Source organism: Pseudomonas sp. IC_126 (assembly GCF_004331835.1).
In the GTDB taxonomy this organism is placed as follows: domain Bacteria; phylum Pseudomonadota; class Gammaproteobacteria; order Pseudomonadales; family Pseudomonadaceae; genus Stutzerimonas.
Genome location: NZ_SJSS01000001.1, coordinates 1,052,677 through 1,073,074, shown reverse-complemented (window position 1 = coordinate 1,073,074; position 20,398 = coordinate 1,052,677). Strand labels below are relative to the sequence as shown.

General features: G+C 61.5%; 17 protein-coding genes. 7 read left to right on the top strand and 10 right to left on the bottom strand.

The genetic code is table 11. From position 1 onward, the window contains the following. The first annotated feature begins 45 nt into the window (after positions 1-45). The 3 genes from E0D86_RS04855 to E0D86_RS04840 all read left to right on the top strand — a co-directional run bounded on the left by E0D86_RS04855 (position 46) and on the right by E0D86_RS04840 (position 1,855). On the top strand, positions 46-879 hold the full coding sequence (locus E0D86_RS04855) for a class III extradiol ring-cleavage dioxygenase (protein WP_256681128.1): 834 nt from the start codon (positions 46-48) through the stop codon (positions 877-879). A 134-nt stretch (positions 880-1,013) separates the two neighbouring features. Continuing rightward, on the top strand, positions 1,014-1,304 hold the full coding sequence (locus E0D86_RS04845) for a DUF2218 domain-containing protein (RefSeq protein WP_131648825.1): 291 nt from the start codon (positions 1,014-1,016) through the stop codon (positions 1,302-1,304). A 29-nt stretch (positions 1,305-1,333) separates the two neighbouring features. Next, positions 1,334-1,855 (top strand): cytochrome b, encoded by a 522-nt coding sequence (locus E0D86_RS04840; protein WP_131648824.1) that lies wholly within the window; start codon positions 1,334-1,336, stop codon positions 1,853-1,855. Between the two features lie 8 nt (positions 1,856-1,863). Here the strand turns inward: E0D86_RS04840 and E0D86_RS04835 are convergent, their stop codons facing one another. The 7 genes from E0D86_RS04835 to glgA all read right to left on the bottom strand — a co-directional run bounded on the left by E0D86_RS04835 (position 1,864) and on the right by glgA (position 13,782). Further along, the gene (locus E0D86_RS04835; RefSeq protein ID WP_131648823.1) at positions 1,864-2,721 is read right to left on the bottom strand and encodes a M23 family metallopeptidase; all 858 of its coding nucleotides are present in this window, start codon (positions 2,719-2,721) and stop codon (positions 1,864-1,866) included. A 217-nt stretch (positions 2,722-2,938) separates the two neighbouring features. Then, a complete protein-coding gene (gene glgX, locus E0D86_RS04830; protein ID WP_131648822.1) occupies positions 2,939-5,089 on the bottom strand; it encodes a glycogen debranching protein GlgX in 2,151 nt (716 codons plus the stop codon). A gap of 102 nt (positions 5,090-5,191) precedes the next feature. Then, entirely contained in the window at positions 5,192-5,569 is a 378-nt protein-coding gene (locus E0D86_RS04825) for a DUF2934 domain-containing protein (protein WP_131648821.1), read from the bottom strand. Continuing rightward, complete coding sequence (locus tag E0D86_RS04820) at positions 5,566-8,379, bottom strand: malto-oligosyltrehalose synthase (protein ID WP_131648820.1); 2,814 nt, start codon at positions 8,377-8,379, stop codon at positions 5,566-5,568. Before E0D86_RS04820 ends, E0D86_RS04825 begins: the two co-directional genes overlap by 4 nt. Then, the gene (gene malQ / locus E0D86_RS04815; RefSeq protein ID WP_131648819.1) at positions 8,376-10,454 is read right to left on the bottom strand and encodes a 4-alpha-glucanotransferase; all 2,079 of its coding nucleotides are present in this window, start codon (positions 10,452-10,454) and stop codon (positions 8,376-8,378) included. The genes E0D86_RS04820 and malQ overlap by 4 nt, the downstream gene beginning before the upstream one ends. After that, positions 10,444-12,219 carry a malto-oligosyltrehalose trehalohydrolase gene (gene treZ / locus E0D86_RS04810; protein WP_131648818.1) on the bottom strand — a complete coding sequence of 592 codons (1,776 nt, stop codon included), beginning with the start codon at positions 12,217-12,219 and terminating at the stop codon, positions 10,444-10,446. Before treZ ends, malQ begins: the two co-directional genes overlap by 11 nt. A gap of 12 nt (positions 12,220-12,231) precedes the next feature. Then, complete coding sequence (gene glgA / locus E0D86_RS04805; RefSeq protein WP_131648817.1) at positions 12,232-13,782, bottom strand: glycogen synthase GlgA; 1,551 nt, start codon at positions 13,780-13,782, stop codon at positions 12,232-12,234. Positions 13,783-14,082: 300 nt separating this feature from the next. On the opposite strand from glgA, the gene E0D86_RS04800 reads away from it, so the two are divergent. Further along, positions 14,083-14,583: a CinA family protein gene (locus E0D86_RS04800; protein WP_131648816.1), complete on the top strand. Its 501-nt coding sequence runs from the start codon at positions 14,083-14,085 to the stop codon at positions 14,581-14,583. Positions 14,584-14,658: 75 nt separating this feature from the next. Here the strand turns inward: E0D86_RS04800 and E0D86_RS04795 are convergent, their stop codons facing one another. After that, complete coding sequence (locus tag E0D86_RS04795; protein ID WP_131648984.1) at positions 14,659-15,771, bottom strand: mechanosensitive ion channel family protein; 1,113 nt, start codon at positions 15,769-15,771, stop codon at positions 14,659-14,661. Between the two features lie 181 nt (positions 15,772-15,952). Between E0D86_RS04795 and E0D86_RS04790 the strand changes: the two genes are divergently transcribed. After that, the gene (locus tag E0D86_RS04790) at positions 15,953-16,483 is read left to right on the top strand and encodes a ferritin-like domain-containing protein (RefSeq protein WP_131648815.1); all 531 of its coding nucleotides are present in this window, start codon (positions 15,953-15,955) and stop codon (positions 16,481-16,483) included. 30 nt (positions 16,484-16,513) lie between these two features. Here E0D86_RS04790 and E0D86_RS04785 read toward each other — a convergent pair whose 3' ends face one another. Then, a complete protein-coding gene (locus tag E0D86_RS04785) occupies positions 16,514-16,795 on the bottom strand; it encodes a DUF1652 domain-containing protein (protein WP_131648814.1) in 282 nt (93 codons plus the stop codon). A gap of 273 nt (positions 16,796-17,068) precedes the next feature. Here E0D86_RS04785 and E0D86_RS04780 point away from each other — a divergent pair, with 273 nt between their 5' ends. Then, positions 17,069-17,386 (top strand): hypothetical protein, encoded by a 318-nt coding sequence (locus E0D86_RS04780; RefSeq protein ID WP_131648813.1) that lies wholly within the window; start codon positions 17,069-17,071, stop codon positions 17,384-17,386. 23 nt (positions 17,387-17,409) lie between these two features. Beyond that, positions 17,410-19,962 (top strand): DNA ligase D, encoded by a 2,553-nt coding sequence (gene ligD, locus E0D86_RS04775; protein WP_131648812.1) that lies wholly within the window; start codon positions 17,410-17,412, stop codon positions 19,960-19,962. A 27-nt stretch (positions 19,963-19,989) separates the two neighbouring features. Here the strand turns inward: ligD and E0D86_RS04770 are convergent, their stop codons facing one another. Beyond that, positions 19,990-20,226 carry a DUF2790 domain-containing protein gene (locus tag E0D86_RS04770; RefSeq protein ID WP_131648811.1) on the bottom strand — a complete coding sequence of 79 codons (237 nt, stop codon included), beginning with the start codon at positions 20,224-20,226 and terminating at the stop codon, positions 19,990-19,992. Positions 20,227-20,398: the final 172 nt, after the last annotated feature.

Here is a 20,398-nt window from a genome sequence, read left to right as displayed (position 1 = left end):
TGGTAATCCATACTGCTCGCACATTCATTCAAGAGGGCATGTCCCATGCAGACGTCCAGCGTTTTAGCGAACGGCAAGCGCATGCCGACCCTGTTCGTACCGCACGGCGCGGGGCCGTGTTTCTTCATGGACTGGAATCCGTCCCACGCCTGGGACGCCACGGCAAAATTTCTCAAGAGCGTCGCCGCGAGTCTGCCGGCGAAGCCGAAGGCGATCGTGGTGATTTCGGGGCATTGGCTGGAAGACGATTTCCGTGTTACCGGCGCCGCACATCCGGGCTTGATCTACGACTACAACGGCTTTCCGGCGCACACCTATGAATTGCGCTATCCGGCGCCGGGCGATCCCGCCCTGGCTGCACGAATCGTCGAGATGCTGGGCGCAGCGGGAATGGCCGCGAGCCGGGACGACGAGCGCGGCTACGATCACGGCGTGTTCATTCCGCTGAAGCTGATGTTCCCAGAGGCGCAGATCCCGGTCGTGCAGTTGTCGCTGCGCAACGATCTCGATCCGCAGGCGCTGCTCGATGCAGGCCAGGCGCTGGCTGGATTGCGTGACGAAGGCGTTTTGATCGTCGGCAGCGGCATGAGTTTTCACAACATGCGCGGCTATGGCGATGCCCGTTTCGGGCCGATTTCCGATGAGTTCGACGCTTGGCTGAGTTCAACGGTCGAATCGGAGCCGACACACCGCAACGCAGCACTTTTACATTGGGAACAAGCGCCTTCGGCGCGCCTGTGCCACCCGCCGCGTGGCGAGGAGCACCTGTTGCCGCTGTTGGTTGCGGCCGGAGCGGGCGGTGATTCCACCGGACACAAGCTGTTCAGTGACCGCGTCATGGAAACCACGCTCTCGGCGTTCGGTTTTGGTGTTGAATAGCGCCAGCCTCTACGATGCCAGACCGTAACTAGAAATCGGCTACGAGAACCGGACCCCTAATATCTGCCTGTATGCTCCTTTGCAACAGGCCAGCGCAACCACGGACGCGGCATTGCGCGTCGAAGGAGGAATAGTTGAAAGCATTACCTGAAACGGCGACCGCCACGGTCACGACCGAGAAGCCATCTCGACTGATCAACCGGCTCTGCAAGCACTGGGGCCACAAGTTTCCCGTACAGCACGATGAGCAGCAGGGGGAGATCGAGCTGCCTATCGGCAATTGCCGGCTACAGGTCGCAGAAGGCGGGCTGCAGGTCGTGGTCGAAGCCGAAGACTCAGAGCAGCTGCAGAAGCTGCAACAGGTGGTTGCTGATCATCTGGAACGCATGGCGACCGGCGAAGCTCTGAGCTTTACCTGGCAGTGATTCAAACGAACGACGTTGGAGCAGAAGCGATGATTCACGACTCGAGAGAGCGTTACGGAAAGGTCAGTAAATGGTTTCACTGGCTGATGGGCGGGCTGATCATCTGGCAGCTGCTCAAGCTCGGCGACCGCATCAGCGAAGGCGAGCATTGGATTGGCCAGACGCTCGTACCCTGGCATGTCTCCATCGGCTCGCTGCTCCTGGTGCTGATCGTTCTGCGCATTTTCTGGGCATCAAGCCAGCTCAAGCAGCGGCCGCTGCATGATCCGGCGACGGCGTTCGTGGTCAAGGCGGGGCATTTCGCGTTGTACCTCGGCATGCTGTTGATGCCGATTACCGGCGTGCTGACCATGCTGGGTAACGGTTATGGACTGAAAGTGTTCGGCGTGCAGTTGGTCGCCAAAGGCCCGGAAATCGCTTGGGCAGCGAGCATCGGCAGCCTCCACTCACCGCTGGCCTGGATAGTGGTGCTGCTGGTGGTCGGGCATATCGGCATGGCCTTGCTCCACCATTTCGTCAAGCGCGACGACATCATGCGGCGGATGCTGTAACTCCAACTTCAACGCTCGCTGAGGGCGAAGTTAGGCAGCGACTCCACTGGCTGGGTAAAACGGAAGGGGACAGATATCAGGCTGTCCTCGATTTTTTTCTGCACCACGAAATGCAAATGCGGCCCTGTGCTGCGTCCGGTGTTGCCGGATTGGCCCAACAGGCTACCGATCTTTACCCGCTGACCCGCCTTCACCTGCACCGAACCACGCTTCAAATGCAGGTACGCGCTGTGCGTACCGTCATCGTGGAGAATTCGCACGTAGTTCCCCGCCGGGTCCGGCCGACGTCCGTGCTGGTCATTGCGTACCTTCACTACCGTACCCGCACGTGCTGCAACGATCGGCGTACCTACCGGCATGGCGATATCCACGGCAAAGCGGCCTTTGGGCGAGTTGTGGCTGAAATCGCCACCGGCCCCCTGTGATATACGGAACGGACCGCCTTTCCAGGGCAGCGCATAGGCGTAGCCGCCCACCGAACCTTTCTTGCCCGGCTCCGGCGAGTAGATCAGCGAATAGCTGAACGACTGCTGATACATCAACGGATAACCCGACTGGCGCTTGCGCAAGGTGGCGATGCGCATGCGGGTGCGAGCGGGAACCGTCTTGCGCACCACACCCTTGCCAACGCCCGCGACATTGACCATTCGCGTCAGGCGCAGCACCACCTCGACCGGCACGTCCGTATCGTTGCGCACGTCCATCGCCTTGCCGGAGCCGACGCGGTTCACGAACAGCCGGACGGTACCGGCTTTGCCCGCCGGGAGCGTCGCATTGGTGATGGCACCACCGGCCAGAACGGGCAGGGCGCTGATGGAAATGAAGATCAGCAGAGCAAGTGAAACGATCAGCCGAGTCGAAGCCATAAGGTGTGATCCGTCACGGAAGGGACAACCCGCCTGCGGCTGGCAGAACAAATCCGTCGAGTTTCGTGAGTGCCGCGCTGGGGGTTGGGACTGGAGACATTCGCGAGGGTTCATACCGCACGTCGAGAACCATCGAAGGGTTGAGTAGCTGCCGGCGTGGCCTTTAGATAAGTCGAAGCCCCGATGTCGGGGCTCCGCGTTTGGCGATGGCTCGGCGTTATTCCTCTTCCTTGATCAACTCGAACAGCAGCAGCGAGCGGCCGGTCAGTCCGTATTCATCGCTGAATTCGAAACGCTCGGCGCGTGCGACGGGGTTGTTGGTGTCGATCAAGCGGTTCCAGTAAATGCCTTGCGGTACTTCCGGCAGGGTGAAATTCACGATGTCGTGATGTGAGTTGACGATCAGTAGCAAGGTTGCGTCCGAACCGGCCTTGCGAATGCCGGTCGCCTGCGCGCGGCCATCGAGCAGCATGCCCATGCAGCGGTTATTGCCGTCTTCCCAGTGCTCGACGGTCATCTCTTCAGCATGCGGCGCGAGCCAGGTGACGTCCTTGACGCCCAGTTCCTCGTTGTAGGCGCCGACCAGGAAACGTCCACGACGCAGCATCGGGTAGCGCTGGCGCAGGCGAATCAGTTTGCGAACGAAGGCCTGCAAGGTCCGGCTATCTTCGGGGATATCCCAGTTCACCCAACCGATTTCGCTGTCCTGGCAGTAGGCGTTGTTGTTGCCGTGCTGGGTCCGCGCGAACTCATCGCCAGCAACGATCATCGGCGTGCCTTGCGAGAACAGCAGCGTGGCGAAGAAGTTACGCATCTGACGGAAGCGCAGTTCGTTGATTTCCGCATCATCGGTCGGGCCTTCGACGCCGTGATTCCAGGAAATGTTGTTATCGCTGCCGTCGCGGTTGTCTTCGTCGTTGTCCTCGTTGTGCTTGTGGTTGTAAGACACCAAGTCCTTGAGCGTGAAACCGTCGTGTGCCGTCACGAAATTGACCGAACTGAACGGCCGGCGGCCGCGCTGGTTGAACAGATCACCCGAGCCGGTAAGACGGCTGGCGAAATCGGCCAGCTGGCCGTCATCACCTCTCCAGAACGCTCGCACGGTGTCGCGATATTGATCGTTCCACTCGGCCCATCCGGGTGGGAAACCACCGACCTGATAGCCGCCAGGCCCGCAGTCCCAAGGCTCGGCGATGAGCTTGGTCTTGGCCAGGACCGGGTCCTGACGACAGGCGACGAGGAAGCCATGGCGTTCGTCATAACCATCGTGCTCACGACCCAGAATGGTCGCCAGATCGAAGCGGAACCCATCGACGTGCATTTCTTCAGCCCAGTAGCGCAGGGAGTCGGTGACCATCTGCACCACGCAGGGATGGCTCATGTCCAGCGTGTTGCCAGTGCCGGAGTCGTTGATGTAGTAGCGCTTTTCGTCCGGCATCAACCGGTAGTAGGAGACGTTATCGATGCCGCGCATGGACAGGGTCGGGCCCAGCTCGTTGCCTTCGGCGGTGTGGTTGTAGACCACATCGAGAATGACCTCGAGGTCGGCATTGTGCAGGTGCGCGACCATTTCCTTGAACTCGCTGATCTTGCCGCTGGCCAGGTATTTCGGATGCGGCGCGAAGAAGGCGATGCTGTTGTAGCCCCAGTAGTTGCTCATGCCTTTCTCCAGCAGATGCTGGTCCTGGACGAAGGCATGAATGGGCAGAAACTCGATAGACGACACGCCGAGTTTGCCCAGGTAGTCGATCACTTCTGGCGTCTTGAAGCCGCCAAAAGTGCCGCGCATGTCTTCGGCTACCGACGGATGCCGCATGGTGAAGCCACGCACGTGGGTTTCATAAATGATGGTGCGATCCCAGGGGACCTGTACCGGGCGGTCGTGGCCCCAGGTGAACGCCGGATCGATGATCTTGCACTTTGGGACGAAGGGCGCGCTGTCTCGCTCGTCAAAGCTGAGGTCGGCGTCGGGATGGCCGATGGTGTACCCGAACAGCGCCTCGGACCATTTCAGCTCGCCCACCAATTGCTTGGCATACGGGTCGATCAGCAATTTGTTGGGATTGAAACGGTGACCGGATTCGGGCTCGTAGGGGCCGTGCACGCGATAGCCATAGATCTGCCCCGGATGGGCGTCTGGCAGGTAGCCATGCCAGATCTCGTCGGTGTATTCGGGCAGTTCGATGCGCTCGAGTTCGGTTTCGCCATCGGCATCGAACAGGCACAGCTCAACCTTGGTGGCGTTCGCGGAAAAGATCGCGAAGTTGACCCCAAGCCCGTCCCAGGTGGCGCCAAGCGGGAAGGGGAGGCCTTCGCGAATACGCGAAGAGGTCAGAATCTGAGGCGCCGCAGGCTTTTTTCTACTCATGAAATCTCCGATGGCAGCTCGTGCGTGTTCGAGGCCGTGCAGGCGGTTTCCCGCGGTTGTTCGATGCGCCAATGCAGCTGGAGCCTTGGCGCATCTGGTCGTTCAGGTTTCTTTTCGGGTGCGGGGTGCGCGGGTTTTCTTAACGCCCGCTGGCGTGCCTTCAGCGGCATCGGTGCCGGCCTTGGCTTTCGGACTTGCCGTGCCCTTGGCGGCAGCGGCGGCCTTGGCGGGTTTGACGTCTTTCGGATCGTGGGCATCCTTCGCCGTTTTCGCCTTCGAGGTTTTGGCGGCTGGGGTTGCGTCGGTCGGTTTGGTGGCGGTCTTGCGGGCGCGGCTTGCGGGTTTATCACCCGGCTTGGCCTCTGCCTCGGCGAGCTTGCGGGCCATTTCCCAATGACGTTCGTCCTCACCGTGCGGGCGGCCCTCCGATACCCAGATGTCGTACGCGAGTTCGCGGATGCGCTGCTCGTTCTTGTTCATCGTTCTGATTCTCCTGTTGAACTGATCGTTACCTGTAAAACCGCCACCGGCAGTTGCTGCAAAACCTCTGTCGCACTCAGAGCCGCTTGTTTGGGTGTGACTGTCTTTCCGTCAAAAAGTCGCTCCAGGGCATGACCGCTCAGCGCATCGGGTAATCGCACCCGCGTGTCGCCCCAGCGCTCCGCAGGAATCTGTGGTGTCTGACTGCCAGCGAGCAGACTGCTGGCCAGTCGCGCCGCCACCACGATGAGCCAGTTGCCGTCGAGCTCACGGGCGAAGGCGATCAACTGATCGGCGTGCTCGCCCTCGACGTGCAACGGCAGGTGGCGTCCCTCGTTGAACAGCCGTGGCTGTGAACGCCGCAATCCAAGGGTCCGACCGATCAGCCATTGTTTGATGCGACCGTCCTGCCAACTCGCTAGCAACCCGGCCGGTTGCGCCTGCAGGTCGAAGGTGGCGCGACGACGGTCGAAATCGACGGGGCGACGGTTGTCCGGATCGACCAGACTGAAATCCCAGTAATCGGCACCTTGATACAAATCCGGCACGCCGGGCGTGGTCATGCGCAGCAGCGCTTGAGTCAAGCTATTCAAGGCCCCGGCCGGGGCCAGTTCGAGGGCTGCCTCGGCAATCTCGTTGCGTAGCGTCCTGCATTCCTCGCCGAGCAGCAGAGCCCGTAGATAGTTCTGGCAGGCGCTTTCGTAATCGCTGTTGGGATCGGTCCAGGTGCTGCGCAACTTGGCTTCGCGCACGGCCTTTTCCTGCCACTTGATGATCCGCTCGCAAAACGCTTCCATGGCTGGCTTGTCATCGGCGTTCAGGTCCAGCGGCCAGCAGCCAAGGAGTATCTGGAACAGCAGCATCTCGTCGCCCGCCGAAGGCGCCGGCCCGTCGGCCAACTCTTGACGCTGGCCGTAAGCGAGTTGTCGCCAGTGGCGCACCTTGGCGGCGAACCATTCGGCGCGTTCGCTGATCACCGTCATACGAGCGCGGGTGTCTTCGCCGCGCTTATGGTCGTGGGTCGCGGTGGTCAGCAGGTTGCGCGGAAAGTGTTCGGCACGCTCCAGACAAGCAGCGTGAAAAGCCTGCACCGGTGCGCTGAAGGTCTGCGGATCGAAGCCCACGTCGTTGCGTGACAGCAATGCACCGGAGCGATAGCAGGCGGTGTCTTCCACGGCCTTGGCAGCCGCAGGCGAGGTGAGCTGCTGAAAGCGCGTGCAGGCATAGCGACGGATTCGCCGGGCCGGGCCTGGCGGCAATGCGCGCAGGCTTTCGCCGCCGAGCCAGCGATCGAGCAGATCCAGCAAAGGCCAGTCCGCCTCGCCAAGCGTTGTGCGTGCGCCGGCCAGCGCCTGCTGGAAGAACGGCTCGTCAGCCTCGCGCCGGCCACGGGCACCGACATAGGTTCGGTACACCGGGAAGTGCACGATCAGCTCCAGCAGCGCGCGGCGGATCGCGCCAAGCGTGATGTCCCGCGTCATCACGTCGTAGCGCGCTACTTGCAGGAGTGCCTGGGCGACGGCCTCGAAGTCGCCGGCCAATGGCCCGGTTAGCACCAACTGCCGCGCCTGCCGCACTTCCTCCATGAAATCCGCAGGGCGTTCGGCGGTTTCGCTCCATAGCCCGCAGAGCACGGCCTTGCCGGCGGGATCGTGCTGCAGCAGCGAAATCTGATTCATGAATTCGTAGCCAGTGGTGCCATCCACGCCCCAGTCGTCGTGCAGGCGTTCGCCCTCGGCGAGAATTTTTTCGACGTAGATGGGTACGTGATCCTGTGCCGCTTCCACAGGCCGAGCAGCGTTCAGGCGGTCCACCCGGCGTCGCAGCCGGCGGCAATAGCCACGCGGATTGGCCAGGCCGTCGATGTGATCGATGCGCAAACCATCGACCAACCCTTCGGCGAGCAATTCGAAGATCTTTGCGTGGGTTTCCTCGAACACTACCGGCCGCTCGACACGCAGGCCGCCCAGCTCGTTGATATCGAAGAAACGCCGCCAGTTGATGTCGTCGCCTGCGGTACGCCAGCTGGCGAGGCGGTAGTTCTGCCGTTCGAGCAGTCCGTGAAGACGTTTGAAGCCTTCTTCGGTGGTCGAGTCGTAGTGTTCGAGCGCGTCTTCGAGGGTTTGCCGGAGTGCGCTGTCTTTCAGTAGCTGCGCCAAATCGGCGCGCAGTTGGCGTGCGGTCTGATAAGGCGCCGGTTCGGTCTTCAGCGCATCGAAATGTTGCGCCAGGGCGCGCAGCTCCGGGTTATCGGTCAGCCGCAGGATCTCACCGTAGCTGGGTGGCGTAATAGGGAAGCGGTGCTCGTAGTGCTCGGCATGGAAGGCGCCGTTTTCCACATCCAGCCGCAGCGGAATCTTGCCGTCCTGCAGGGCCTCGCCATAGTCGCAGCCCAGGAAGGGGACCAGCAGTTGGCCTTCGAGCAAGGGATCGGGCGAATTCCATTGGATATCGAAGAACTGTGCATAAGGGCTGCGGCGGCCCCATTCGAGCACGTCCAACCACCAAGGATTGCCCGCGCCGCCAACGGCCATGTGGTTGGAGACGATATCGAGGATCAGCCCCATGCCTTTGGCGCGTAGCGCGTCGACCAGACGGCGCAGGGCCGGCTCGCCGCCAAGTTCAGGATTGATGCGGGTCGGGTCGATGACATCGTAGCCGTGCATCGAGCCGGGCCGCGCCGTCAACAGGGGCGATGCGTAGAGGTGGCTGATACCGAGGTCGGCGAAGTAATCGACCAGAGCGGTCGCATCGTCCAAGGTGAAGTCCCGATGAAATTGCAATCGCAGGGTGGCGCTCAGGTCTTTCATCGATGATCGCTTCCAATGTTCTGCTTACGGGCTTCAGCAAGGATGTTCAGGCGACGCGTGCATGCCGGCTCGTCGAGCAGCGTGGCGCTGTCGCCGGGGTAGCGGCGACGCCAGTTGGGGTGGGCGTCGGTGGTGCCTGGCATGTTCGGCTGTTCCAGCAGGCACAGCGCATCCTCGACCGGAAACAACACCAGCGGCGCTGGCGTGCGCCCGAGAAAGGCCGCGCAAGCGTCGGCCAGCACTTGCGGGTCGCTAAGATCGCCTTCGACATTCGGCGCGTACTCGCGCAACAGACGAAGCAGGCCGGCCCGTTCGCGCTCGCGTTCTTCCAGTTGCGCCGGACGTTCATGCTCTTGGTGCTGGCCAACCTGGATGCGCCAATCGATGTCGTGGCCTTGCCACCAGCCGTTGATGGTTGGCAGGTCATGGGTGGTGGAGGTGGCCAGCGCACTGCGCGGCCACTGCATCGGTGGTTTGAAGTTGCCGTTATGGTCGCGCTCGAAGAACAGCACGCGCATGGCCAGCAGGTTGCGCGCCGCCAGTTTCTCGCGCAGCCCCTCCGGTACGGTGCCCAAGTCCTCGCCGAGGATCACCGCATTGCGCCGCCAGGCTTCCAGCGAGAGCAGCCGCAGCAAGTCGTCGAACGGGTAATTCAGATAGGCGCCTTCAGCAGGCCCTGCGCCGGAGGGCATCACCCACAGGCGCATCAGGCCCATCACGTGATCGATGCGCATGCCGCCGGCGTGCGCCAGGTTGGCGCGCACCATCTCGATGAAGGCGCGATAACCGTGGGCCTTCAGACCCCAGGGCGAAAATGCGGAAATGCCCCAGCTCTGACCCTGGCGATTGATGATGTCCGGCGGCGCGCCGACGCTCAGTGCGGCCAGTACTTCGTCCTGCCGGCTCCAGGCCTGACTGCCGCCGCCATCGGCGCCGACGGCCAGATCGCTGATCAGGCCGATCTTCATCCCAGCGCTCTGTGCTGCGGTCTGCGCACGCTCCAGCCCGCGCGCGATCAGCCACTGGCAGAAGGCGTAATAGCTCACCTCGTTGGCGTGTTCCTGGGCGAATCGCTCGACGCCAGCGCTTTGCGGCGTGCGGTATTCCTCTGGCCAGTCGCGCCAGTGTTGCGGATGTCCGTCGGGACTGAGCAGCGTTGCATGCAGGGCCTCGAATCGACAATGGTTCTCCAGCGCCTCGCCGCCTGCTTCGCGGAAACTATCGAAGTCGGCCTGCTGAGCATTTCCACCCGTGCAGAAATCGTCGTAAAGCGCACGGAGCAGGCACTGACGAGTTTTGGACACAGCGTTCCAGTCGATCAGCTCGAGTTGTTCCAGACGCTGCAGTTCTTCGCCCAGGCCGCAGGACTCGATGGCGATCCGTACGGGCTTCTCACCGAGCACCGCTTCCGGTGCGCTATGCAGAATGTTGTAGAACAGCCGGCTGGAGGGTGAATACGGGCTGTACTGACCACTATGGCCCGGGAACATCGCATGGATCGGGCTGATGCCCAGCGCTGAAGCGCCATGCGCGGCGGCGTTACGCACCAGGGTTTCCAGCGCCAGGGTATCGCCCAGTCCACCATCGCCGGGGCGGCGTAGGCCGTACAGCTGAGCAGTAAGCCCCCAAGCGTTGGGGCCGGCGACGTCTTCGACACTGGGGCAGGCATGCGGCGCCACCGCGATAGTCAGTCGTTGGCCGGCGATTTCCAGTTGGTGGTAGCCAGGCGTGTCGATCGCGGCCAGGCGGGCCTGACCATCCAGCGTTCCGTCATGCAGGCTGCCGTCTTCCAATTCCAGGCGGTAGGGCGTGGACGGTTTGCAGTATTGGCCCAGCTCCAGTGCGGTCCCCTGATCCAGGGTGAGCAAGGGCGGCAAGTTGGCGCCGCCATTGATAGCGTCGAGCTTTTTCAGGCTGCTCTCGATTTCTTCATCGCTGCCGGCCGCTAGCCCTAATCCGTTGAGCACGGCACTCAGCACTTCGGGGCTTACCCGCTGGTCGCGGCCATCGGCGTCTACCCAATCGATGGACAGGCCCGCTGCCTCGGCCAGGCGGTTCAGTCGTTCATCGCTCATCTGCAGTCTCCAAATACATCCTGGCGGAGCGCGCGGGCAGCGTGCCTGGATTGGAAGTGTCGGTGTTTCGGCTGGTGTGCAGCAGGCGCGCCGTCGCAGCGGGAGTCACCTCAACGTCGCGGTCGCCGAGATTCAATTCCAGGCGCAGCTCGCTGCCATCGCCGAGACGCCAGCGGGCGAGGGCGGCGACATCTGCAAGCGCCTGCGCGCCGAGGAACCGCGAGCCTTCGAGGCGCGGCATGATTTCGCGATGGCGGATTTGCAACAGTTGGCGATACAGCGCCAGCCACTCGGCATGTTCCGGCTGATCTCGCTTGCTGAAGTCAGGTTTGGACGCCTCGAACGTCTCCACTGCGTTCGGGTCCGGGATGCGCGCGCGGGTCTGCTCGTCGGCAAATTCGGAAAACTCGGCGAATTCGCCGCGGCGGCCTTCCCGAACGGCATCAGCCAGTTCGCCGTGGTGGCTGGTGAAAAACAGGAAAGGTTCGCGCGCCCCCCATTCCTCGCCCATGAACAGCAGCGGGATCATAGGCGAGAGCAGCAGGATGGTGGTCGCCGCCTTCAGGGAATCGGGATCGGTAAGGCTGATCAGCCGGTCGCCGAACGCGCGGTTGCCGGTCTGGTCATGGTTCTGCAGAAACAGCACGAACGACGTCGGGGAAAGATGGCCACTGGGCTCGCCACGGGATTCACCGCGACGGTTCTGCTGGCCCTGATAGATAAAGCCTTCGCCGAGGAAACGCACCAGTTTGTCGGTCGCGTCCTGATGGTATTCCGCGTAGTAACCCTGGCTTTCCCCGGTCAGCAGCGTATGCAGCACGTTGTGCCCGTCATCGTCCCATTGGGCGGTAAACCCTTGGGTAAGCAGGCTGGCGCGGTTGTCTTCGTTTTCCAGTACCAGATGCACATGACGGCCCGGCTCCGTTTCGGCGCGCACCCGCTCGGCGAGTTCGGTGAGGAAGGTTCGATCCGGAATGGCATGAACGGCATCCATGCGCAGGCCATCGAAGCGGTATTCCATCAGCCACATCAGCGCGTTATCGATGAAGAAGTCGCGCACTTCACGGCGGCGGAAATCGATGGCGTCTCCCCAAGGCGTCTGCTGATCGTGGCGGAAGAAATGTTTGGCGTAGCGGTGCAGGTAATTGCCGTCCGGCCCGAAGTGGTTGTAGACCACATCGATAAAAACCATCAGCCCCACACCGTGGGCCGTGTCGATCAGGTGCTTGAGCTGCTCGGGCGTGCCGTAGGACGCCTCGGGTGCATAGAGCAGAACGCCGTCGTAGCCCCAGTTGCGATCACCGGGAAATTCGGCGAGCGGCATCAGTTCGATGGCGGTGACGCCCAGTTCGGCAAGGGCAGGAAGGCGCTGCTCGATCTGCGTGTAGCCGCCGTATGCGGACACGTGCAATTCATAGAGCACGGTTTCGTGCCACGGCCGACCCTGCCAGTCACGGTTGCACCACTGATAGGCATCGGGATCGACCACGACGCTGGGGTCGTGCACGTCGATAGATTGCGCACGCGAGGCGGGGTCGGGCACCGTCAGTTCGTCATCGATGAGAAAGCTGTATTGCGAGCCGGCGGTTGCATTCGCCTCGATGCTGTACCAACCGTCTTCGCCTTCCTGCATGGGCAGCGTATCGCCGCCGACCATCACCAGGCTGACGCGTTGCGCGTCGGGTGCCCAGAGCCTGAACCGGATACGCGAAGCGTCGAGTAGCACCGGTCCGTGTCGCCCGTCACGGGCTGGCCTGTTTTGCATTGATTGACCTCGTTAAAAGATGGCCTGGGCTTCGCGCCGCTCACCTAGCAACTGTCGATACAGCCGGTCATACGGTTCGATTGCGTGGCGCCAGAAGAAACCGCCGCTCATGGCCCGGCAACGCATCGCGTTGAGTAAGTGCGGGTTCTCATGCACTGCCAGTGCCCGTTCCACAGCCTGGCGGTAGCTTGGCGTCGTGGCTTCGCTGAACAGAAACCCGGTGACGCCGTCGTCGATGCTGTCCGCCAGCCCGCCGGTGCGGTGGGCGATGGGCAGCGCCGCGAAGCGCTGGGCGTACATCTGGCTCAGGCCGCAGGGCTCGTAGCGCGAGGGCATGAGCAGGAAGTCACTGCCGGCGAACAGCCGTCGGGCATCGGTCTCGTTGAAGCCGATGTGCGCGCCGACCCGACCGGGAAAGCGCTCCGTGAGCCGGCGCACCTGGTCTTCGATATGCGGCTCACCACGACCGAGAATGGCCAGCTGGCCGCCGTGCTGGACGATGGTTTCGGCCACCTCGATGGTCAGGTCGATGCCTTTCTGGTGTACGAGCCGGGACACCACGGCGAATAGCGGGCCCTCGCCCGGCTCCAGACCGAACAGGTCACGCACATGGGCCGCATTGGCCTGCTTGCCGGCCCACTCATGCGGACCGAACTGGCTGATCAGGTGCGTGCAGGTCTGTGGCTCCCAGCTCTCGTCGATGCCGTTCAGCAGTCCGCTTAGCAGGCCCTGGCGCGCTTTCATCGCAAGAAAACCCTCCATACCGCAGCCGAACTCGGGCGTCGTGATTTCTTCGGCGTAGGTCGCGCTGACGGTCGTGACCCGGTTGGCGTAGGCAATCCCTGCCTTGAGGAACGACAGCGCGCCGTAGAATTCCATTCGCTCGGGGCTGCAGGCTTCCTGGGGAATGCCCAGTTTGCGCCGCAGGCTCATGTCGATGTTGCCCTGATACGCCAGGTTGTGAATGGTGAAGATGCTGGGCGTGCTCAAGCCGCGCCACTTCATGTACGCAGGCGTCAGGCCGGTCGGCCAGTCGTGCGCATGGACCAGATCAGGTGCCCAGCGAATGCAGGCGGTGCCCGCGGCGATGTCCGCTGCCGCCAGGCACAAGCGGGCGAAACGCACCGGGTTATCCGGCCAGTCATTGCCATGTTCGTCGCCATACGGCAGACCGTCGCGCTCGTACAGTTCCGGGCAGATCAGCACGTAGATGATCAGGCCGTCCGGCATGTCGAGGCGGCCGACTTTGCAGGGCGGCAGGTCGCTGTAGGCGTGCACGCTGCCAACGATGCGGATCGGTTCGCCGCATTCCATGACCTGTGTGTAACCGGGGATCAGCACGCGGACATCGTGCATATCGCCCAGCGCGCGGGGCAGGGCGGCAGAAACGTCGGCGAGCCCGCCCGTCTTGACCAGATCGGTCAGCTCCGAAGTTACGAAAAGGATCTTTTTCTTATCGATCTGCGTGCTGCGAAGTTGCAGCACTGGTCGCTCGACGAGCACGCCCGGACGTTGGATTGTTTTTGGTCGGGCAGATTGGCCATTTACCGCAGCAATACTCATAAGCACTTTCCCCAGGTGATCGGTGTTGGCGTGAGGCCGATCACAAGCACGTTTGTTTTCCAAGCAGCATCCCTCTGGAGCTGCAGATCATGAGCACGGCAAGAGTGGTTTCTTCTTTTTTTGGAGTCGCTTGTTACGCGGCGTAGACGCGCGAAGGCCCTACCTTGAAAAAGACTCCAGCGCTATGAATTCGTTCTCAGTTTTCGACCAAAACCGCCAGGTGGAACTTTGCCCTCGAAGGCCGGCTCGGAAAACTGACGCGACACCGTTGTTTTACCGCTGCCAGTCGGAGCCAAGACCATGCAAGACCTTGCTGAAATCGTGCGGTTTTTTAGCGACAAAGAGATGAAATTGACCACGGCGGAATCCTGCACCTGTGGCCTGATGGCCTCGCTGCTAGGCGACGTTCCTGGGTGCGGCCAAGTGCTCGACAGCGGCTTCGTCGTTTACTCGCCAAAAGCGAAGAACCGTCTACTTCATGTCAGTTTCGAAACCATCGAAACCTTTGGCCTGACCAGCGAAGAGGTTGCCACCGAGATGGCGATCGGCGCGCTGAATGCCAGCGTCGCCAATGTCGCCGTCGCCAACACCGGCGTTGCCGATGACAGTGAAGAAGATGCCGGCGGCACTCAGTGCTACGCCTTTGCGTTGATGCAAGGCGAACGCCAGGTCAGCATCAGCGAGACCGTGCGGTTCGCCGGAGACCGAGTGGACATACGCAAGCAGGCCGCGCGCTACGGATTGGAGCAGTTGCCGATCAAATACGAGCAGCTGCTCGACAAACTACGCGAGCAGGACTGATCGACATAAGCGCTGCACCGAAGTGGTAACCAGGCGCCCGCACTCGGGGCGAGCCGAGGGTCTCATCCGCCGCGTTCAAACCGGCGGCTGACGCTCCGGTTCCATGTGCTCCGGAACGGACTTGTCGATGTTCGGCTTGTGCCCAACGCTAAGGTCTGCCCGCAGTTGCGGCAGGCATTGTGGGTATTGACGCTGAACGAAGCCGATCAAGCCCTCACGTAAATGGCAGCGCAGATCCCAATTGCGCGACGAATCCGGGGAGCTCACCAGCACCCGCAGCTGAATGGATTTCTCACTGGTATCTGTCACCTGCAGCACGATGACGCGGCCGTCCCACAGCTGCGGAACGTCTTGGCAGAGCCGTCGCAGTTCTTCGCGCAACGGCTCCAGTGGCAGTGAATAGTCGACCCAGAGAAACACCGAGCCGATGATGCTGGAGTTGCGCCGCGTCCAGTTCTGGAACGGTTTCTCGATGAAGTACTGCAGAGGCACTACCAACCGGCGGTCATCCCAAATGCGAACGATGACGTACGTCCCGGTGATTTCCTCGATCCGGCCCCACTCGTTTTCAACGATCACCACGTCATCCAGACGAATCGGCTGAGTGATCGCAATCTGTATGCCTGCGATCAGGTTGGCGAGCACCGGACGCGCAGCGAAGCCCACGGCAAGGCCAGCGAGACCTGCCGAAGCGAGCAGGCTGGCACCGAGCTGGCGCGCCGCCGGGAAGGTCATCAGCATGCTGGCAGCGCCGATCAGCAGGACGAAAAAACCCAGTGTCCGTAGCAGCACGCGCGACTGCGTCTGGATTTGCCGTGCGCGCAGGTTATCGCTGACATCCACGGGGTTCTTCATTCGCACGGCTTGCTCAAGGCCGCGCAAAAGCCGTAGAGCGAGCCAGGTGAAGCAACCGATGATCAACAGGGCCGTTATGCGCCGAGCCGCATCCAGCAAGGCGAATTCATCCCCGGAAGCCGTTAAGACTGCCTGCAGGCCAAGCAATGGAAGCAACAGCCGAATGGGCTTTTCCAACTGCTCGGACACTGCCTTGGTAAAAAGAAACCTGCGCCCCAATCGCAGCATCACCGCGGTCAGTACACGGCCAAACACGCTTAATACGACCACCACGAAGGAGGCCGCCAGCAGTACCCGCAATGCGGGCTCGTCTATGTAGTTCTCCCAGGGCATGGGCAAGGCGAGGGGTTCGATAAGCCAGCTCCGTACGAATGACTGCTTCAGATGACTGATGGCGGTTTTCCAAAGTTCATCAACGTGCATTCAGTCGGATGCGTGGAACTCCCTGTGGCGGCTCCTTTCACACTTACAAGGGTGTAGACCCAATCGGTATCCAACCCATGGGAGAAGCGACATGCAAAGTGCACAAACCGGAAACGACGTCCGCGTCGAACGTTTGATCGAATGGTTGCGCGATGCTCACGCGATGGAGGCTCAGGCCGAGTCTATGCTGAGCAAGCAGGCCAGCCGCATCGAGCACTATCCCCAGTTGAAAGCGAGGATCGAGCAACACATTACCGAGACTCAGAACCAGGCCAAGCTGATCGAAAGCTGTCTACAGCGCTACGACAAGTCCTATTCGGGCCTCAAGGATCTGGGCGGCAAGATGATGGCCATGGGGCAAGCCATGGGCGGCATGATGGTCAATGACGAAATCGTCAAAGGCGCTCAGATGGGCTACGTCTTCGAGAATCTGGAAATCGCGTCCTATGAGATTCTGATCGCGGCGGCCGAGACCATCGGCGATACCCAGACTGCCGAGATCTGCACACGCATTCTGGCTGAAGAAGTGGCGATGGCCGAGTGGATGCGCAGCCACCTTGCCGAGCTTACCCAGGCCTATCTGACCCGCGCGCAGACCCCCAACGTTGAGGCGAAACGCTGACAAGGCGCTGAGTAGCCGCGCGACATTCGGCTACTGCTCGGCGACTTTGTCGGAAAGCGAGGCGGTCATCAGGCCGCCTCGTGTGGCGTACAGCTCGAAGCGCAGTTCTTGAGCCAGCCGCACCAGATTCGCAGCGTCGCGGCACTGATCATCGGTAATGCCGAAAACGGTGAGCTCTTCGCCGTCCACGTGCTCTTCATAGAGCCGGACGGTGACACGGCTGTCTTCCTGAGCATGGCAGTCACAGCGGAAGGGATACAGGTAGTTGCGGAGGATGTTCTCAATCGTCAGCAGAGGTAGACGTGAAGCCATGATCCTTCCTCCTTTCGAGTCTCCAGAGTCGGCGAGCGTGCTCGCGGTCGGATGCTACGGTTTTGCGTCAGCGGCATCTAACAACGCTAGCAGGCCCTGTCCCGTTGTAAACATCACTTTGCCGCCGCTCGGCAGACCAGAAGCAAGCGGCGAAACCCGCGCCGTTGCGCTTGCCGACGGCTTCCGTCCCTCGAAATTCGGCGCTACCAACCAGTCACGGAACTCGCGAGCCCACTTGCAGCGAGCGCCAATACCTGACGACGAGGAATCACCATGAAATCCATATTCGCATTGGTATTCGCAAGCCTCATGGCTTCATCCGCATTCGCCCAGTGGCCCGCCGGCACGCCTGAAGACGAACGCGGTGCCCGTCCCAGTCCGATGGGCAACCCGACGCCTCAGGAAACGCTTGATACGCACAAGGACAGCCAGGGCCGTACCGTGACCGAAGACGGTGATCTTGTTAGCGAGCCTCCGGCGACTGAGGGTGAGGCCGATCGGGACGCCGATGACGCGTCAGTCAATCCGGGGCGCCATTCCAGCCATGGCGGGCCGACCGATTCGGCGTCCGATCCCGGCACGCTCGAATAAACCGGCGTCACGGAGCCGGCACCATGGCCCTCGACGAATACAACCGTAAGCGGGATTTCGCCGCGACGCCCGAGCCGGGCGGCGACACCCGAACGCGTCGCAAGCAAGACAAAAGCGGAGCGCTTCAGTACTGCATCCAGAAGCACGATGCGTCCCGGCTGCATTACGACTTCCGCCTCGAACTGGACGGCACGCTCAAGAGCTGGGCGGTACCCAAAGGTCCGTCACTGGATCCCAAGTCGCGCCGGCTGGCGGTGCACGTCGAGGACCATCCGCTGGACTACGCCACCTTCGAAGGCACTATTCCGGCCGGCCATTACGGCGCGGGTGATGTGATCGTCTGGGACCGGGGCATCTGGATTCCGGAAGGCGATCCGCACGAGGGGTATCGCAAAGGCAAACTCAAGTTCACGCTGGAAGGGGAAAAGCTTGCCGGCGTCTGGAACCTGGTGCGCACGCGCATGGACGGCGGCAAGGAGCAGTGGTTTCTGATCAAGTCGAACGACGACGCAGCGCGACCCGAGCAGGACTACGACATCGTCAAGGAACAGCCCAACAGCGTGCTCAGCGACCGCACGTTGATCCCGCGCAAACGCGGCAAGGCGAAGCTCGAGATAGACGCCAAGCCGGTCAAGACACCTGCAGCGCGCACTCGCAAGAAAGCCGCGCACACCACGCTGTCCGGCGCCAAGCCCGCGCCGCTCCCGGACAGCCTCAAACCGCAACTCGCGACGCTGGTCGAGTCCGTGCCCGACGGGGACTGGCGCTACGAGATCAAATTCGATGGCTATCGAATCATGGCGCGCATCGAGTCGGGCAAGGTTCAGCTGTTCACTCGCAACGGGCACGATTGGACGGCTAAGATGCCACAACAAGCCGAAGCGCTAGCTGCGCTCGGGCTTGAGTCGGCTTGGCTCGACGGCGAAGTGGTGGTGCCGAACGAGGAGGGCACTCCGGACTTCCAGGCGCTACAGAACGCCTTCGAAATCGGGCGTAGCGGCACCATCATTTATTACCTGTTCGATTTGCCTTTTTTGAACGGCATGGACCTGCGCGAAGTCCCGCTGGAAGAGCGCCGGGCGGCTTTGAGTCAGCTGCTGGAAGCCAATGACAACGAGCTGCTGCGGTTTTCCGCGGACTTCACTGAACAGCCTGAAAGCGTGTTGGACAGCGCCTGCCAGATGAAGCTCGAAGGATTGATTGGCAAGCGCGCTGGCAGCACCTATGTCTCCAAACGCAGCAATAGCTGGGTGAAGATCAAGTGCAAGAATCGCCAGGAATTCATCATTGTCGGTTTTACCGATCCAAAGGGCACACGCGCCGGCTTCGGTGCCTTGCTGCTGGGTCTGCATAACGATGAGGGCGAGTTGCATTATGCGGGCAAGGTGGGTACGGGTTTTAACCAGGCAACGCTCAAGAGCCTACACGCCAAGCTGAAGACGCTGAAAATCGACAAGAGCCCGCTGGCGAAGGCGCCGCCAGCCGCGGATGTGCGAGGCGCGCATTGGCTCAAGCCGGAATTGATGTGCGAAGTCGCCTTCGCCGAAATGACCCGTCAGGGCGTGATTCGTCACTCGGTCTTCCACGGGTTGCGCTCGGACAAGCCCGCACAGGCCATTACCCATGAGCGCCCGGCGAAAGCGCCCAAGACCAAGAGTAAAGCCGCTGATAAATCAGCAAGCAGCGCGGGCGGCAAGATTAAGATCTCCAACCCCGAGCGCATCATCGACAAATCCATTGGCGCAACCAAGATGGAACTGGCGCGCTTCTACGCCGAGGTGGCGCCTTGGGCATTGCCGCATCTTCGCCAGAGGCCGCTGGCACTGGTCCGCGCCCCGGAAGGCATCGAAGGCGAGCTGTTCTTTCAGAAACACACCGAGAAGCTGAGCATTCCGCATATTACCCAGCTGAATACGGCGTTGTTTCCCAAACACGCCGCACTGATGACCATCGACAGCGTCGAAGCCCTGGTCAGCGCCGCGCAGATGGGCACCATCGAGCTGCACACTTGGAACGCCGTCGCTCCGGTACTCGATCATCCGGACCGCTTCGTGCTGGATCTCGACCCCGACCCAGCGCTGCCTTGGAAGCGCATGGTCGAGGCGACCCAACTGACCCAGACGCTGCTGGATGAAATCGGCCTGCAATCCTTCCTCAAGACCAGCGGAGGCAAGGGGCTACACATTCTGGTACCTCTAAAGCCAACTCAGAGCTGGAAGGAAGTAAAGGCGTTCAGCCAGGCGATCGCGCAGTACATGGCGAAGTTGCTGCCGCAGCATTTCTCTGCGGTCAGCGGGCCGAAGAACCGCGTCGGACGGATCTTCATCGACTATTTGCGCAACAGTCAGGGCGCCAGCACCGTCGCCGCCTATTCGGTGCGGGCGCGTGAAGGGCTTTCGGTGTCGGTGCCGATTCACCGCGACGAGCTCGCCGAGCTCAAGGGCGCCAATCTCTGGACCATCCGCAACCTCATGTCACGGCTGGAAGAGCAGGGCGACGACGACCCCTGGGCCGAAATCGACGAGACGGATCAAACGATTACAGCGGATATGCGCGAGCGGCTAGGGATGAAATGACCGATTGAGGGGATGGCGGACAGTCGATCAGTGATCGTTGCAGTCAGCGCCCTGGCGCAGATAGCTCATCACCTGAGTTTCGCCCTTGGAGTCAAGATAGGTCATCTTGGCTTCGACCACTTCACAGCCGCCGTTCGGCACTTCCATCGAGATGATCTCGGCGATGTCCAGCTTGTCGCCGTATTGATAAGGAGCGGGCTGCGGAGCAGCGATAGCCAGTTGAGCGAACACGGACAAGCCGGCAATCCAGAGCAGATTTTTCATAACGACCTCTTTGCGTTTTTGACGCCCGCCAGATGCGGCGAGCGCTTGGGGAATTAAAACTGGCTGCCAACGAGGAAAGGCAGCCAAAGATGACAGGGCATCGGTCGACCGAAAGGAGCGATCGTGCAACCGATGCAGCGCGGGATCGAAATCAACCGCGTACTGCCACGAG

Excerpts from the sequence above, each read along its gene's own strand:
- E0D86_RS04855 (WP_256681128.1), top strand. The coding sequence starts at position 46 with ATGCAGACGTCCAGCGTTTTAGCGAACGGCAAGCGCATGCCGACCCTG.
- E0D86_RS04840 (WP_131648824.1), top strand. The coding sequence starts at position 1,334 with ATGATTCACGACTCGAGAGAGCGTTACGGAAAGGTCAGTAAATGGTTT.
- E0D86_RS04835 (WP_131648823.1), bottom strand. The coding sequence starts at position 2,721 with ATGGCTTCGACTCGGCTGATCGTTTCACTTGCTCTGCTGATCTTCATT.
- glgX (WP_131648822.1), bottom strand. The coding sequence starts at position 5,089 with ATGAGTAGAAAAAAGCCTGCGGCGCCTCAGATTCTGACCTCTTCGCGT.
- E0D86_RS04825 (WP_131648821.1), bottom strand. The coding sequence starts at position 5,569 with ATGAACAAGAACGAGCAGCGCATCCGCGAACTCGCGTACGACATCTGG.
- E0D86_RS04820 (WP_131648820.1), bottom strand. The coding sequence starts at position 8,379 with ATGAAAGACCTGAGCGCCACCCTGCGATTGCAATTTCATCGGGACTTC.
- malQ (WP_131648819.1), bottom strand. The coding sequence starts at position 10,454 with ATGAGCGATGAACGACTGAACCGCCTGGCCGAGGCAGCGGGCCTGTCC.
- treZ (WP_131648818.1), bottom strand. The coding sequence starts at position 12,219 with ATGCAAAACAGGCCAGCCCGTGACGGGCGACACGGACCGGTGCTACTC.
- glgA (WP_131648817.1), bottom strand. The coding sequence starts at position 13,782 with ATGAGTATTGCTGCGGTAAATGGCCAATCTGCCCGACCAAAAACAATC.
- E0D86_RS04800 (WP_131648816.1), top strand. The coding sequence starts at position 14,083 with ATGCAAGACCTTGCTGAAATCGTGCGGTTTTTTAGCGACAAAGAGATG.
- E0D86_RS04795 (WP_131648984.1), bottom strand. The coding sequence starts at position 15,771 with ATGCCCTGGGAGAACTACATAGACGAGCCCGCATTGCGGGTACTGCTG.
- E0D86_RS04790 (WP_131648815.1), top strand. The coding sequence starts at position 15,953 with ATGCAAAGTGCACAAACCGGAAACGACGTCCGCGTCGAACGTTTGATC.
- E0D86_RS04785 (WP_131648814.1), bottom strand. The coding sequence starts at position 16,795 with ATGGCTTCACGTCTACCTCTGCTGACGATTGAGAACATCCTCCGCAAC.
- E0D86_RS04780 (WP_131648813.1), top strand. The coding sequence starts at position 17,069 with ATGAAATCCATATTCGCATTGGTATTCGCAAGCCTCATGGCTTCATCC.
- ligD (WP_131648812.1), top strand. The coding sequence starts at position 17,410 with ATGGCCCTCGACGAATACAACCGTAAGCGGGATTTCGCCGCGACGCCC.
- E0D86_RS04770 (WP_131648811.1), bottom strand. The coding sequence starts at position 20,226 with ATGAAAAATCTGCTCTGGATTGCCGGCTTGTCCGTGTTCGCTCAACTG.